Raw genomic sequence first — 13,813 nt, 5'->3', positions numbered from 1 at the left:
CCGAGGAACCCCATGACATCCACGATCCAGCTCGTCATCGGCGGCATGACCTGCGCGTCCTGCGCCGCACGGGTGGAACGCAAGCTCAACCGGATGGACGGCGTGAGCGCCAGCGTCAACTACGCGACCGAGAAGGCGACCATCCAGGCCGGCGGCGCCACCGTCGAGGAACTGATCCGGACGGTCGAGCGCACGGGCTACACCGCCGAGCCCCACACGCCGCACACACACGCATCGGCCGAGCCGCAGGACGCCGACGACCGGCGGGTGCGGATGCTCGGACGGCGCATGGTGACCGCCATCGCGCTGGCCGTGATCCTGATGGACCTGTCCATGGGGATGGCGTTCGTGCCGGAATGGCGCTTCGCCGGATGGCAGTGGGTGCTGATCGGCCTGACCCTGCCGATGGTGACGTGGTGCGCGTGGCCGTTCCACCGCAACGCGTTCCGGGCCGCCAGGCACGGCACCACCTCCATGGACACCCTGATCTCGACCGGCGTCATCACCTCCACCTGCTGGTCGGTGTACGTCATCCTGTTCCCGATCGACGCCGGGCCCGCCGGCTCCGGCCTGTGGGCGCTGCTCAGCTCGCCCAACAGCGCGCTCTACCTCGACGTCGCCGGCGGCGTGACCATGTTCGCGCTGACCGGGCGGTACCTGGAGGCCCGCGCCCGGCGCTCCTCCGGCGCCGTGCTGCGCCGCCTGGCCGAACTCGGCGCCAAGCACGTCAGCGTGCTGCGCGCCGACGGCAACGAGTACCGCATCGACGTGGCCGACCTCCGTACGGGCGACCTCTTCGTGGTACGGCCGGGGGAGAGCATCGCCGCCGACGGGCGGATCGAGTCCGGGAACAGCACCATCGACACCAGCGCCATGACCGGCGAGCCGGTGCCCGCCGAGGTCGGCGAGGGCGACCCGGTGACCGGCGCGACCGTCAACCTCGGCGGCCGGCTCGTCGTGCGCGCCACCCGGGTGGGTGCCGACACCCAGCTCGCCGCGCTGATCCGGCTCGTCGAGCACGCCCAGGCCGACAAGGCCGCCATCCAGCGGCTGGCGGACCGCATCTGCGGCTGGTTCGTGCCGGCCGTGTTCGCCCTGTCGGCGCTGACCCTGGCGGCGTGGCTGCTGATCGGCGGCCAGGCGCACGAGGCGGTCACGGCCGCGCTGGCCGTCCTCATCATCGCCTGCCCGTGCGCGCTGGGCCTGGCCATTCCCACCGCGCTGCAGGTCGCCTCCGGCACCGGCGCCAAGCTCGGCGTGTTCATCAAGAGCCACCAGGCCATGGAGTCCGCCCGGGTCATCGACACCGTGGTCCTGGACAAGACCGGCACCCTCACGCAGGGCCGGATGAGCGTGGTGGACCTGGCCGGTGAGCAGGACGCGCTGCGTTACGCCGGAGCGGTGGAGTACGCCTCCGAGCACGCCATCGCGGCGGCCATCGCCGCCCACGCCCGCGCCGAACTCGGTGACCTGCCCGCCGTGAGCGGGTTCGCCGCGCTGACCGGGCTGGGCGCGCGAGGGACGGTCGAAGCGCGGCAGATCCTCGTCGGCTCGGCCCGGCTGCTGGCCGGGGAGAACATCGCCGTCCCTCCGGAGCTGGCGCGGACCCGGGCGAACTGGGAGGGCCAGGGCCGCACGGTCGTCCTCGTCGCGGCCGACGGCACGACCATCGGCGCGATCGCCCTGGCCGACGTCATCAAGCCCTCGGCCGCCGCGGCCATCGGCGAACTGCACGCGATGGGACTGAAGACCCTGCTGCTCACCGGCGACAACGCCACCACCGCCCGCGCCGTGGCCGACCAGGCCGGCATCGCCGAGGTCATCGCCGAGGTGCTGCCCGCCGGCAAGGAGGCCACCATCGCCCGCCTCCAGGGCGAGGGCCACCGGGTGGCCATGGTCGGCGACGGCATCAACGACGCGCCGGCGCTGGCCCGCGCCGACCTCGGCCTGGCGGTGGTCGAGGGCACCGACGTCGCGCTGGCCGCCGCCGACCTCATCCTGGTCCGCGACGACCTGAACGTCGTGCCCACCGCGCTCACCCTGGCCCGCGCCACCCTGAGCACCATCCGCGGCAACCTCGTCTGGGCGTTCGGCTACAACGTCGCCGCCCTGCCGCTGGCCGCCGCCGGCCTGCTGAACCCGCTCGTCGCCGGTGGCGCCATGGCCCTGTCGTCGGTGTTCGTGGTCACCAACAGCCTGCGGCTGCGGCGCTTCGCCCCACAGCAGTTGGCGGGGGATTCCATCGGCGGGAACCGGAACGGCCCGGCAGCCGACTACTGACATGTCCGCTATACCGGAAACGGGCACGGTCCGTTTTCCGGGTGAGGAGGAAGCTTCCCCACCATGTCGTTCAAGACCGTGATGCGGATGAGGCGCGGCAGGCTGCTCGCCCCGCTCGTGATGGCGTCGGCGCTGCTGATGAGCGCATGCTCCTGGCAGGCCCAGAGCCCGGCCGGCGCGGCCCCCGGCAGGGAGCTGACCATCGCGACGACCTACGCGATCGATGACCTCGACCCCGCCACGAGCGGCTACTGGGGCGTCGAGTTCGGGTACGTCGAGCTGTTGATGCGGGCGTCGGCGGACGGCGTTCCGACACCGTGGGTGCTCTCCGGGCTGGAGGCGGTGGACGACCGTACGTGGCGGCTCACCCTGAACGAGGCCGTGACGTTCGTCAACGGCAGGCCCTTCGACGCCAAGGCGCTCGCGGCGACACTGGAATGGAGCGCCGAGCACCAGTCAGGGTTCGCCAGGTCGGCGAACTTCGCGTCGGCGAAGGTCACCGGCCCGCTGGAGGTGACGCTGAGGACGACCGCGCCGACGCCGACCATGCCGAACCTGCTCGCGGACGAGTCGAACGTGCTCGTCATGGACGTCGAGGCGTACCAGGAGTACAAGTCCTCGGGGAAGGGCGCCGAGGCGCTGCTGGAGGCGGGCCTGTACACGGGGCCGTACAAGGTGACGAGCCTCGGCGTCCAGGGGGCGGAGCTGGCGCCGGTCGAGAACTACTGGCAGGGAGAGCCCGCGCTCGACAGGCTCGGCATCAGGTTCGTCACCGAGGCGACGTCGCGGGTGCAGGCGGTCCAGTCGGGTGAGGTCGATCTGGCGCTGTACATGCCGGTGAGCACCGCGCGCACGCTGCAGGGCCGTAAGGACGCGTATTTCCTGAAGGGGGAGCCGACCGGGCTCGTGTTCGGGCTGATCTCACGCGTGACGTCCCCTCTCATGCGGGACGAGGCCGTGCGACGGGCGATCTACCGGGCCACGGACTACCGTGCGATCGCCGGTGACGTGCTCCAGGGGCACGCCGGATACGCCAAGGGGGTGTTCCCGCCCCGTTATCCGTACACGCTCGAAACCCAGCAGACCGACCTGAAACGGGCGGCGAGCGAGCTGGAGGCCGCCGGCTGGGCCGCCGGCGGCGACGGCATCCGCGAGAAGGACGGCGAACGCCTGGTCATCCGGGTCCTCTGCACTCCGGCGCTGGCCGACGGGATCACCATCGCCGAGGCGATGCAGAGCCAGCTCCGGGAGGCCGGCATCGAGGTCAAGGTCGTGCAGGTGGACGACCACGGCGCGGCGAGGGACGGCGCGGACTGGGACGTCTCCCTCTCCTCGTCGTTGTTGTCGTTCGGCGGCAGCCCGGATCAGGCCCTGTCGGAACTGCTGGCGTCCGGCGGCGCGAACAACTACGCGAAGATCGCCGACTCCGAACTGGACTCGCTCATCAGCGAGCTGGGAAAGACGTCGCAGGTCAAGCGGCGCACGGAACTTCTGCGGCAGGTCCAGCGGCTGATCTGGGACCGCGGCTACTACGCCGTCGCGGCGCAACGCCTGCTGACCGTCGTGGTCGGCCCTCAATGGCGGGGATACCGGGTGCCGGTGCCCAACCTGTGGGTCGACCACAAGACCGCGCCGACGACCTGACGCCGTGCTGGTGATCGCGCTGCGGCGGGCCGGTCAGGCGGCGATGAGCGCGCTGGGCGGCGGCGTCATCGTCTTCGTGCTGCTCATCGCCGCCCCCGGTGATCCGGCACGACGCATACTCAACATCAGGGGGATCGAGGAGCCCGACCCTTCTGAGATCGCGGCGGTCCGCGCCGAACTCGGCCTGGACCTGCCGATCCCCGTCCGGTTCCTCGACTGGTTCCTCGGGCTGTTCCGCGGGGACCTCGGGCTCTCCTGGCGTACGGGGAAGCCGGTGGCGAGCGAGTTCGCCTCCCGGCTGCCCGCGACGGTCACCCTGACGGTGGCGGCCCTGCTGATCGCCGTGGGCCTCGCGCTGCTGCTCGGCGTCCTGGCCGGGTGGCGGCCGCGCGGCCCTGCCGATCACCTCTCGCGGGCCCTGAGCACTGTCGCACTGGCGTTTCCCGCCTACCTCATCGGGGTCCTGCTGCTCGACCTGGTCGCGGTGCGCCTCGGGTGGGGGCGGGTGATCGCCGACGGCACCTGGGGGACGGTGTTCCTGCCCGCCTTCACCCTCGCGCTCGCCTCCGCGGCGGTGTGGTCCAGGGTGCTGCGCTCCGCCCTGCTCGACCTCGATGCCGCGGGATTCCTGCGCGTCTCCACCGCGCGTGGCGCGAGCGCGGCGCGGAACATGTTCGTGCACCGGCTGCCCAACGCGCTCCCGCCGTTCCTCACGGTCGTCGGCCTCGGGGCCGCCACGCTCCTCGGTGGCGCGCCCATCGCGGAGACGGTGTTCAGCTGGCCCGGTGTCGGCAGGCACACCATCGAGGCGATCACCGCGCGGGACATGCCGGTGGTGACGGCGTTCACGATGATCGCCGTCCTCGCCTACGTCGGGGTCAGCCTGGTCGTGGACCTGCTGATCATGGTCATCGACCCCAGGCAGCGGCAGAGCCGCGTACGCGAGGCGGCGCGTCCATGACCCTCTTCTCAGCGATCTTCCGGCCGGGACAGGATCAGGAACTGGCGGCGATCGATACGGCGGGGGTCCTCACGCGGCTGCTGCGGCGCCGGGACGCCCGGATCGCCATCCTGATCCTCACCCTCGTCGGCGCCGCGGCGATCCTCGGGCCGCTGTTCACGGTGGATCCGGATCTCCCGGACTACGGCAACTCCCTCGCGCCGCCCGGCCCCGCGCATCTCCTCGGCACGGACGAAGCCGGACGCGACCTGCTCGCCAGGACGTTGTGGGGAGCCCGGATCTCGCTGGGCTCCGCGCTGCTCGTGACCACCGTCACCGCCGCCGCCGGCCTGCTGCTGGGAGTGATCAGCGGCTGCGCAGGGGGAGTGCTGGACACCGTCGTGTCCCGCCTGATCGACATCCTGCTCGGCCTGCCCGGGCTGATCGTCACACTCGCCATCGTCGGGCTGCTCGGCCCGGGGTTCCTCAACCTGACCCTCGCCATGTCGGCCACCGGCTGGGCCGCCCTGGCGCGACTGGCACGGGCGTCGAGCAGGCAGACCATGCACCTGGGCCACGTGAGGGCCGCACGCATGGCGGGGGCGTCCCTGTGGCGGGTCGCGGCCGGGCACGTGCTCCCGGCCGCCGCGAGCGGCGTCGCGGTCGTCGCCACCCTCGGCATCGCCGAAGTGGTCATCGCCCTGGCGGGCCTGTCCTTCCTCGGGCTCGGCGCGCAGCCGCCCACGGCCGAGTGGGGCACGATGCTCGCCGACGCCAGGCAGACCCTCGCCTACGCCCCGTGGCAGATCCTCGGCCCCGGCACGGGACTGGTCGCCACCGTGCTGGCCGCGACCATGCTGAGCGAGGCGCTGCGCGATGTGACGAGCCCGGGAGCAGGACAGTGAACGACGCCGCCCTCCGCATCACCCGTCTCAGCGTGAGATATCCGAACGGATTCCAGGCGATCGAGGACGTCTCCTTCTCCGTGCCGGTGGACGCCGCCGTCGGCATCGTCGGAGCCTCGGGCTGCGGCAAGTCGACGCTCATCAGGGCCATCCTCGGGCTGCTCCCGGCGGGAAGCCACGTCAGCGGGGAGATCACCGTCGGAGGCCACGACGTGCTCCGCGCCGATCCCGCGACCATGCGCGCCTGGCGGGGCCGCCTCATCGGATATGTCGGACAGGATCCGTACAGTGCCTGCGACCCGCTGCGCAGCGTGCGCCATCACATCGAGCAGGCCTGGTACGTGCACCGGCTCCGCCCCCCGGCGGACGCCGTCTCGGAAGGGCTCTCCTCGCTGGGCGTCACAGATCCGGCGAGACGCGCGGGCCAGCGCCCCCATCAATGGTCGGGCGGGATGTTGCAGCGGGCGACGACGGTCGCCGCGACGGCCCATCACCCGCTCATCACCCTCGCGGACGAACCGACGAACGCGCTCGACGCCGACCTCGCCGACGGCTCGCTCACCCTGCTCAGAAAGAGCTGCCGCTCACTCCTGCTCGTCAGCCACGATCTCGCCTCCGTCGCCCGGCACGCCGACCACCTCGTCGTGCTCGGCCGCGGACGGGTCGCAGAAGCCGGCGAAGCGCGGGCGCTGCTCACCTCGCCGCGCAGCACGGTGACGAAGTCGCTGCTCGCAGCGTCGGACCCGCAACCGCTCCGGCGCCCACCGGTCGGCGCCCCCGCGGCCATCGAGCTCCGCTCGGTCTCCAAGGAGTACACGATCGCGGGACGGCGGACGCCGGTCATCGCGGAGACGGACCTCACCGTCCGCCGCGGCGAGGTCGTCGGCGTCGTCGGCCCTTCGGGGTCGGGAAAGTCGACCCTGCTCAGGCTGCTGTCCGGGCAGGAGCGGCCCGACAGCGGCGACGTCCTCGCGGAGGGGGAGCCGCTGTGGAGGGGAGCACGGCAACGATCGCCGCGAGTCCCCCGGCGGGGCTGGGTCATGCCGGTGTTCCAGGACCCCGTCACCAGCCTGGACCCCCGCCGGCCGCTGTGGCGGACGATCACCGAACCGCTCGTGCTCCGAGGCGAACGCCTCGGCCGCGCCCAGCGGCGGCGGCGGGCCGCCGCCGCGCTGGAGCAGGTCGGGCTCGGACACATCGACGTCACCCGCAAACCGGGATCGCTCTCCGTCGGAGAGTGCCAGCGGGTGGCGATCGTCCGCGCCGTGATCGCCAACCCGGGTCTCATCGTCGCGGACGAACCCACGGCGAGCCTCGACGTCGAGTCCGCGGCCACCATCGCGTCCCTCCTTCGCGCGCTCGCGGACGAGGGCGCCGCCGTGCTCGTGGTGAGTCACGATGAGCGGCGGCTCCGCTCCTACGCCGACCGGGTGCTGCGCATGCCCGCGCCGGCCGGCGTCCGGACAGGCGACGCGGAGGCCGGCCGCCCATGACCCGCGCGGGCGCGAGCAGAGCTCAGAACACCATCGTGAGCACGTCGGCGAACAACTCCTGCTCGTCCACCTCCAGCCCGCGGTTGGTGAACCACGTGGCCATGTTGTGGCAGTCGCGCATCAGGAAGTCCATGCCCTTGGGGTTGCCGACGATGTCGACGACCTGGGGCAGGTCGATCATCACGATCCGCTCGGCCTGCGCGAGAACGTTGTACGGCGAAAGGTCGCCGTGCGCGAGCCCCGCGCGGGCCAGTTCGCGCATGCCCTCGCGGAGCTGCTCGAAGTAGGCGCCGAGCAGTTCCCTCGACGGCCGGACCTGGGCGAGCCGGGGCGCGGCGCCGCCCTCGCCGTCGTCGATGAACTCCATCAGCAACTCGGTGCCGTCCACCTGCACGGGATACGGCACGGGGACCCCGGCCTGCCACAACCGGTTGAGCGCCTGCCATTCGGCGTGGGCCCACTGACCGGCCGCGACACCGCGGCCGTGCGCGGTCTTCTTCGCCACCGCCCGGTTGTCGCGGCTGTTGCGGGTACGGCGGCCCTCGGCGTACGACGCGCTGCGGTGGAAGTTCCGGTGCTCCTCGGTGCGGTACCGCTTCGCGGCCAGCAGCGAGGACTTCGCCGGGTTGTCGCCGATGGCTTCGACGGCGCGTTCGAGCAGGAAGACGTCGGCTTCCTTGCCGGTTTTGAGCACGCCGAGCTCGGTGTCGATCGCCGCCTGTTCCGTCACCACCCACGAGGGGCGAGGCTCCGGGCCGCGGCAACCGCGCTCGACCTCCAGCCAGGTGGACCATCGCTGATCCGGGCCCAGCTCCTCGTTGACCGAATGGAACGCGAAGACGAAGGCCGCGGCGGGATCCTGCCGGTGGCCGGAATGGGTCTCAGGGTTTTCGTACTGGAAAGACAACGGAAGTGCTCCTGAACAAAGAGGTGGGACTGATGCGGGGCATGCCGCAGTGCGGTGTTGGCCATCTGTCAGCCCTCCTTAAGCCAGGCAGCGCTCTCCGCCGCTCGATCGACTCAGCTTGCCCGCCCGTTCGCGGACCTCGCAACGTATTTACGGAGCCGGGACCGTGCTCAGCCGGGATGGAATGAATTTCCGCCCGGGCGCGCGAAGACGGTCTTCTCCATCGCGCGGGCGGGGGGAGTAACGTGAGGTGATGGATCGACGCATCTTCGGCCTCGAGAACGAGTATGGCGTCACATGCACCTTCCGGGGTCAGCGCAGGCTGTCTCCGGACGAGGTGGCGCGCTACCTGTTCCGGCGAGTCGTGTCCTGGGGCCGGTCGAGCAACGTGTTCCTGCCCAACGGCGCCCGCCTGTACCTGGACGTGGGCAGCCATCCCGAGTACGCCACCCCCGAGTGCGACAACGTCGTGGAACTGGTCACCCACGACAAGGCCGGCGAGCGGATCGTGGAGGGGCTGCTCGTCGACGCCGAGAAGCGGCTCCGCGAGGAGGGCATCGCGGGCGACATCTACCTGTTCAAGAACAACACCGACTCGGCCGGAAACTCCTACGGCTGCCACGAGAACTACTGTGTGGGCCGGCACGGGGAGTTCGGGCGGCTGGTCGACGTGCTGATCCCGTTCCTGGTCACCCGGCAGATCATCTGCGGCGCGGGAAAGGTGCTGCAGACCCCGCGCGGGGCGGTGTACTGCGTGTCGCAGCGCGCCGAGCACATCTGGGAAGGCGTGTCGTCGGCGACGACCCGGTCCCGGCCGATCATCAACACCAGGGACGAGCCGCACGGCGACGCCGAGCGCTTCCGGCGCCTGCACGTCATCGTCGGCGACTCGAACATGAGCGAGACCACGATGTTGCTCAAGGTCGGCGCGACCGACCTGGTGCTGCGCATGGTGGAGGCCGGAGTCGTGATGCGCGATCTGTCGCTGGAGAACCCGATCCGGGCGATCCGCGAGGTCTCGCACGACATGACCGGGCGGCGGCGGGTCCGGCTGGCCAACGGGCGTGAGGCGTCGTCGCTGGAGATCCAGCAGGAGTACCTGGGCAAGGCCAAGGACTTCGTGGACCGGCGGGGCGGCGACGCGGTCGCGCGGCGGGTGCTCGACCTGTGGGAACGCACCCTGCGGGCGGTGGAGACCGGCGACCTGGACGCGGTGTCCCGGGAGATCGACTGGGTCACCAAGTACCAGCTCATCGAGCGGTACAGGAAGAAGTACGACCTGCCGCTGTCCTCGCCCCGGGTGGCCCAGCTCGACCTGGCCTACCACGACGTGCACCGCAAGCGCGGGCTGTTCTACCTGCTGCAGCGGCGCGGCGCGGTGGAGCGGGTGGCGTCCGACATCCGGATCTTCGAGGCCAAGTCGGTGCCGCCGCAGACCACCAGGGCTCGGCTGCGCGGCGAGTTCATCCGCAAGGCCCAGGAGAAGCGGCGCGACTTCACCGTGGACTGGGTGCACCTGAAGCTCAACGACCAGGCGCAGCGCACCGTGTTGTGCAAGGACCCGTTCCGCAGCGTCGATGAGAGGGTGGACAAGCTCATCGCCAGCATGTGACCGGCGAGTGGACGCCGGTCAGGACCTGCGGCCGCCCGCCCTGTCCCGGGTGAGGCGGTCGCCGGCGGTGGTGGGCGTGCCCGTCAGTACTCGCGCAGGGCGGCGGTGGTGGGTGTGCCCGTCAATACTCGCGCAGGGCGGCGGCGGTGGGTGTGCCCGTCAGTCCGGCGACCGGGCCCTGGTACAGGATCCGGCCGCCGTGCTTGCCGGGCCCGGGGCCGAGGTCGAGGATCCAGTCGGCGTGCCGGATGACGTCCAGGTTGTGCTCGATGACGACCACCGTGTGGCCCTGATCGACGAGCTGGTCGAGCAGGCCGAGCAGGACGGCGATGTCGCGCAGGTGCAGGCCCGTGGTGGGCTCGTCGAGGACGTACAGGGCAGGGGCGGTGGCGTCACGCAGTTCCCTGGCTATCTTGACGCGCTGGCACTCGCCGCCCGACAACGTCGTGAGCGGCTGGCCGAGCCGGAGGTAGCCGAGCCCGACGCGTTCGAGCGAGCGCAGGGCGCGGCGGATCTCCTCGGCCGGCAGCCGCCGGATGGCGTCGGTGACGGTCAGGTCGTCGAGGTCGGCGATGGACAGGCCGTTGACGTGGTGGCCGAGCACCTCGGCGGTGAAGCGCCGCCCCTGGCAGGTCTCGCACACCGTCTCCTGGCCGTCCATGAAGGCCAGGTCGGTGTAGATGACGCCGAGCCCCTTGCAGTCGGGGCAGCCGCCCCCGGAGTTGGCGCTGAACATGCCCGCGGGCAGGCCGCTGTGCCGGGCGAAGAGCCTGCGGACGGGCGTGGCGAGGCCGGTGTAGGTGATGGGGGTGGAGCGGCGGTTCGTGCTGACCGGCCGCTGGTCGATCACGACCGCGGCGTGCCGGTCGAGGAGTTCCGCCGCGAGGCTGGACTTGCCCGAGCCGGCCACCCCCGACAGGACCGTCAGGACACCGGTGGGGATGTCGACGGTGAGGTTCCTGAGGTTGTTGCGGGTGGCGTCCTTCACCGTGACCGTGCCGGCCGCCGCACGGGGCCGTCTGGTACGTGGTCCGCGATCGCCGAGTGCCCGCGCGGTGGCCGTACCGGCCTGCCGCAACTCCTCGAAGGCGCCCTGGAACACCAGCTGCCCGCCGCCCGCGCCCGCGTCGGGGCCGATCTCGATGACCTGGTCGGCGATCGCCATCACGGCCGGGTCGTGCTCGACGACCAGGACCGTGTTGCCCTTGTCGCGCAGCCGCCGCAGCAGGGTGGTCATGGCGGCGATGTCCTGCGGGTGGAGGCCGACGGTGGGCTCGTCGAAGATGTAGAGCATCTCGATGAGGCTGCTGCCCAGATGCTTGACGGTCTTGACGCGCTGCGACTCGCCGCCGGACAGCGTGGTGGTGGCGCGGCCCAGATGGAGATACCCGAGCCCGATGGTGACCATGGCCCGCAGCCGGCCGGTGAGCGCCGCCACGACCGGCGCGACGGCCGGTTCGTCCACCGTCTCCACCAGGTCGGCGAGTTCGGTGACCTCCATGCGGGCCATCTCGCCGATGGTGCGGCCCGCGACGGTGACGGCGCGGGCGGCCTCGTTGAGGCGCTCGCCGTGGCAGTCGGGGCAGGTCCCGGCGCGGGTGAACCGCTCGATGGTCTCCCGCTTGCGGTCGGACAGATCGTCGGAGGTGTGCAGGTAGACGCGCTCGAACCGCTCGACGACGCCCTCGAAGTCCTTGGGCGGCCTGGCGCTCAGTGCCGCGGCGTGCTCACCGCCGTACAGCAGGGCCGCGCGTTCGCTCTCCGTCCAGTCGCGCAGCGGGGTGTCCGCCGAGAAGCTGCCGATGCCGGCGTACTGGGAGTACCAGTAGCCGCCGTCGCCGAAACCGGGCAGCAGGATCGCGCCCTGGGCGAGCGACCTGTCCAGGTCGAGAAACCGCTCGACGGCGCTGACGACCACTTCGCCGAGCCCGGAGCAGGCCGGGCACATCCCGGCCGGATCGTTGAAGGAGAAGCGGTTGGACTCGCCGACGTACGGCGAGCCGACGCGGGAGAACAACAACCGCAGGTACGTCCAGGCGTCGGTGATCGTGCCCACCGTGGACCTGGCGTTCCCGCCGAGCCGCCGCTGGTCGATCAGCACGACCGGCGAGAGCCCCCCGATCTCGTCGGTCAGCGGACGCGTCCACTTCGGCAGCCGGTTGCGCGCGAACGGCGGGAAGGTCTCGTTGAGCTGGTGTCCCGCCTCCGCCGCGATCGTGTCGAACACCAGTGACGACTTGCCCGACCCCGACACGCCGACGAACACGACGAGCCGGCCGCGCGGGATGTCCACGTCCAGGCGCTTGAGATTGTTGGTACGGGCACCGCGGATCCGGATGGTGTGCTGGGGCAGGTGTGCTGGCATGCATGCGAACCTACGAGCAGATGTGGTCAGATTCTGGCCGTGACTCCGGGCAGACTGGTGCCATGCCGGACGTCACCCAGCGCATCCTCGCCCTGCTGGCCACCCTCCAGACCGGCCGGCCGTTCACCGCCGACGAACTCGTGGCGCGGCTCGGCGTCAGCGCCAGGACCCTGCGCCGCGACATCGACCGGCTGCGCGAGTACGGCTACCCCGTCCACACCAGGCCGGGACCCGGGGGCCACTACCGGCTCACCGCCGGCACGGCGATGCCGCCGCTCGCCCTCGACGACGAGGAGGCGATCGCGACCCTGCTCGGCCTGGCCACCCTCGGCGCCGTCGGCAGCGCCGCCGAAGGCAGCCTGGACGAGGCCGCCACCCGCGCGTACGGCAAGGTCGACCAGTACCTGCCCAAGCGGTTGCGGCATCGCGCCGCCCGGCTGCGTGCCAGCCTGGAGACCGGCACCGCCGCCGCCCCGAGCGTCAGCGCCGACCTCCTGGACACGCTGGCGGGCGCCATCCAGCGCCGTCATCCCGTCACCTTCGGCTACGCGGGCAAGGACGGCCCCGCCACGTCCCGGCGCGTCGAGCCGTACCGCCACGTGCAGCACAACCTGCGCTGGTACCTGCTGGCCTGGGACACCGGCAAGGGCGACTGGCGGGTCTTCCGCCTCGACCGCATCACCGGCCTGGACGTCTCGACCGGCACGTTCCCGCCGCGCCCGCTGCCCGCCGACACGGCGCTCGACTACCTGCGGCAGGGGCTCGGCAAGAACCGTGAACGGGTGGTTCTCACCGTTCAGGCACCCCTGCCGGCCGTCGCCGACGCCTTCAAGTACCAGGACGCCGAGCTCACGGTCATGAGCGCGGAGCGGACGCGAGTGGTCCTGTGGCTCGACACCTGGCAGTGGCTGCTGTTCAACCTCGCCATCCTCGACACCGCCTTCACCATCCACGAACCGGCCGCCTTCCGGGCCGCCTCGGCGGCCTTCGGCGCGCGTCTCATGGAGGGCGCGGCGTCCGGCGGCTGACGTGGCCGCCGGACGGACAGTTGAACCATTCACTATCTCCATACGTGATGAAGGCGAACCACGCACGTGTCGTTGTCTTCATCGGCAGATGGGAATCAGCCAATGTTCCGCCGCACGCTCGCCCTGGTTTCAGGCGCCTTATTGGGCGCATCCCTGCTCACGGGCCCCGCCCCGGCCGCCACGGACACCACCCCGCCCAGTGTCCCGACCCTGCTGACCGTCTTCGAGCAGCCGTTCCTCGAGTTGATGTTCAGCTACTCGCTCTCGACTGACGATGTCACGCCGAAGGCCGCCATCACGTACGAGCTCTATCTCGACGGGGTTTTCGAGAGCGACATCGTCCCGATCATCCGCCCCGAGTTCCCGAACAGCTCCAGGGCGTTCGCCTACGCCGACGAGCCGGGCCCCGTCACGCTCACGTTGCTGGCGGTGGACGCGGCCGGCAACAAGAGCGCGCCGAGCAACGCGATCACCGTCACAGCGGTCGAGTGAGAACCGGGGCTTGCCCCCGCTGAACTGAACCACGCACAGATCCCGCCTCGCCCGGCGACGCCGGGCTCATGAGCGTCGCCGGGAGGAGGTGGTGGAGGAGCGCGGTACTTCACCGCGTTCGCCGGCAGCCTGCCGGCCGGGTCCGGT

General features: G+C 71.3%; 10 protein-coding genes. 8 read left to right on the top strand and 2 right to left on the bottom strand.

Annotation, left to right across the window (positions count from 1 at the left end):
- The first annotated feature begins 12 nt into the window (after positions 1–12).
- The 5 genes from AB0I81_RS30610 (at position 13) to AB0I81_RS30590 (ending at position 7,262) form a co-directional block, all read left to right on the top strand.
- A complete protein-coding gene (locus tag AB0I81_RS30610; RefSeq protein WP_360663423.1) occupies positions 13–2,280 on the top strand; it encodes a heavy metal translocating P-type ATPase in 2,268 nt (755 codons plus the stop codon).
- Between the two features lie 63 nt (positions 2,281–2,343).
- Positions 2,344–3,924 (top strand): ABC transporter substrate-binding protein, encoded by a 1,581-nt coding sequence (locus AB0I81_RS30605; protein WP_360663421.1) that lies wholly within the window; start codon positions 2,344–2,346, stop codon positions 3,922–3,924.
- Positions 3,925–3,928: 4 nt separating this feature from the next.
- A complete protein-coding gene (locus AB0I81_RS30600) occupies positions 3,929–4,885 on the top strand; it encodes an ABC transporter permease (protein WP_360663419.1) in 957 nt (318 codons plus the stop codon).
- Complete coding sequence (locus AB0I81_RS30595) at positions 4,882–5,769, top strand: ABC transporter permease (RefSeq protein ID WP_360663417.1); 888 nt, start codon at positions 4,882–4,884, stop codon at positions 5,767–5,769. Before AB0I81_RS30600 ends, AB0I81_RS30595 begins: the two co-directional genes overlap by 4 nt.
- A 32-nt stretch (positions 5,770–5,801) precedes the next feature.
- Positions 5,802–7,262, top strand: coding sequence for an ATP-binding cassette domain-containing protein (locus tag AB0I81_RS30590; RefSeq protein WP_360663415.1), 1,461 nt, complete (start codon positions 5,802–5,804; stop codon positions 7,260–7,262).
- Positions 7,263–7,284: 22 nt separating this feature from the next.
- Here AB0I81_RS30590 and AB0I81_RS30585 read toward each other — a convergent pair whose 3' ends face one another.
- Positions 7,285–8,169 (bottom strand): RIO1 family regulatory kinase/ATPase, encoded by an 885-nt coding sequence (locus tag AB0I81_RS30585; protein ID WP_360663412.1) that lies wholly within the window; start codon positions 8,167–8,169, stop codon positions 7,285–7,287.
- A gap of 253 nt (positions 8,170–8,422) precedes the next feature.
- Here AB0I81_RS30585 and pafA point away from each other — a divergent pair, with 253 nt between their 5' ends.
- Positions 8,423–9,781 carry a Pup--protein ligase gene (gene pafA / locus AB0I81_RS30580; RefSeq protein ID WP_360663411.1) on the top strand — a complete coding sequence of 453 codons (1,359 nt, stop codon included), beginning with the start codon at positions 8,423–8,425 and terminating at the stop codon, positions 9,779–9,781.
- A gap of 121 nt (positions 9,782–9,902) precedes the next feature.
- Here the strand turns inward: pafA and AB0I81_RS30575 are convergent, their stop codons facing one another.
- A complete protein-coding gene (locus AB0I81_RS30575) occupies positions 9,903–12,146 on the bottom strand; it encodes an excinuclease ABC subunit UvrA (protein WP_360663409.1) in 2,244 nt (747 codons plus the stop codon).
- Positions 12,147–12,208: 62 nt separating this feature from the next.
- Between AB0I81_RS30575 and AB0I81_RS30570 the strand changes: the two genes are divergently transcribed.
- A complete protein-coding gene (locus AB0I81_RS30570; protein ID WP_360663407.1) occupies positions 12,209–13,174 on the top strand; it encodes a YafY family protein in 966 nt (321 codons plus the stop codon).
- A 141-nt stretch (positions 13,175–13,315) separates the two neighbouring features.
- Positions 13,316–13,666, top strand: coding sequence for a hypothetical protein (locus AB0I81_RS30565; protein ID WP_360663405.1), 351 nt, complete (start codon positions 13,316–13,318; stop codon positions 13,664–13,666).
- Positions 13,667–13,813 lie beyond the last annotated feature (147 nt).

The organism is Nonomuraea sp. NPDC050404 (assembly GCF_040655495.1).
Classification (GTDB): domain Bacteria; phylum Actinomycetota; class Actinomycetes; order Streptosporangiales; family Streptosporangiaceae; genus Nonomuraea.
Note: the sequence above shows the minus strand (reverse complement) of the source record. Positions and strands in the feature narration are given on the sequence as shown.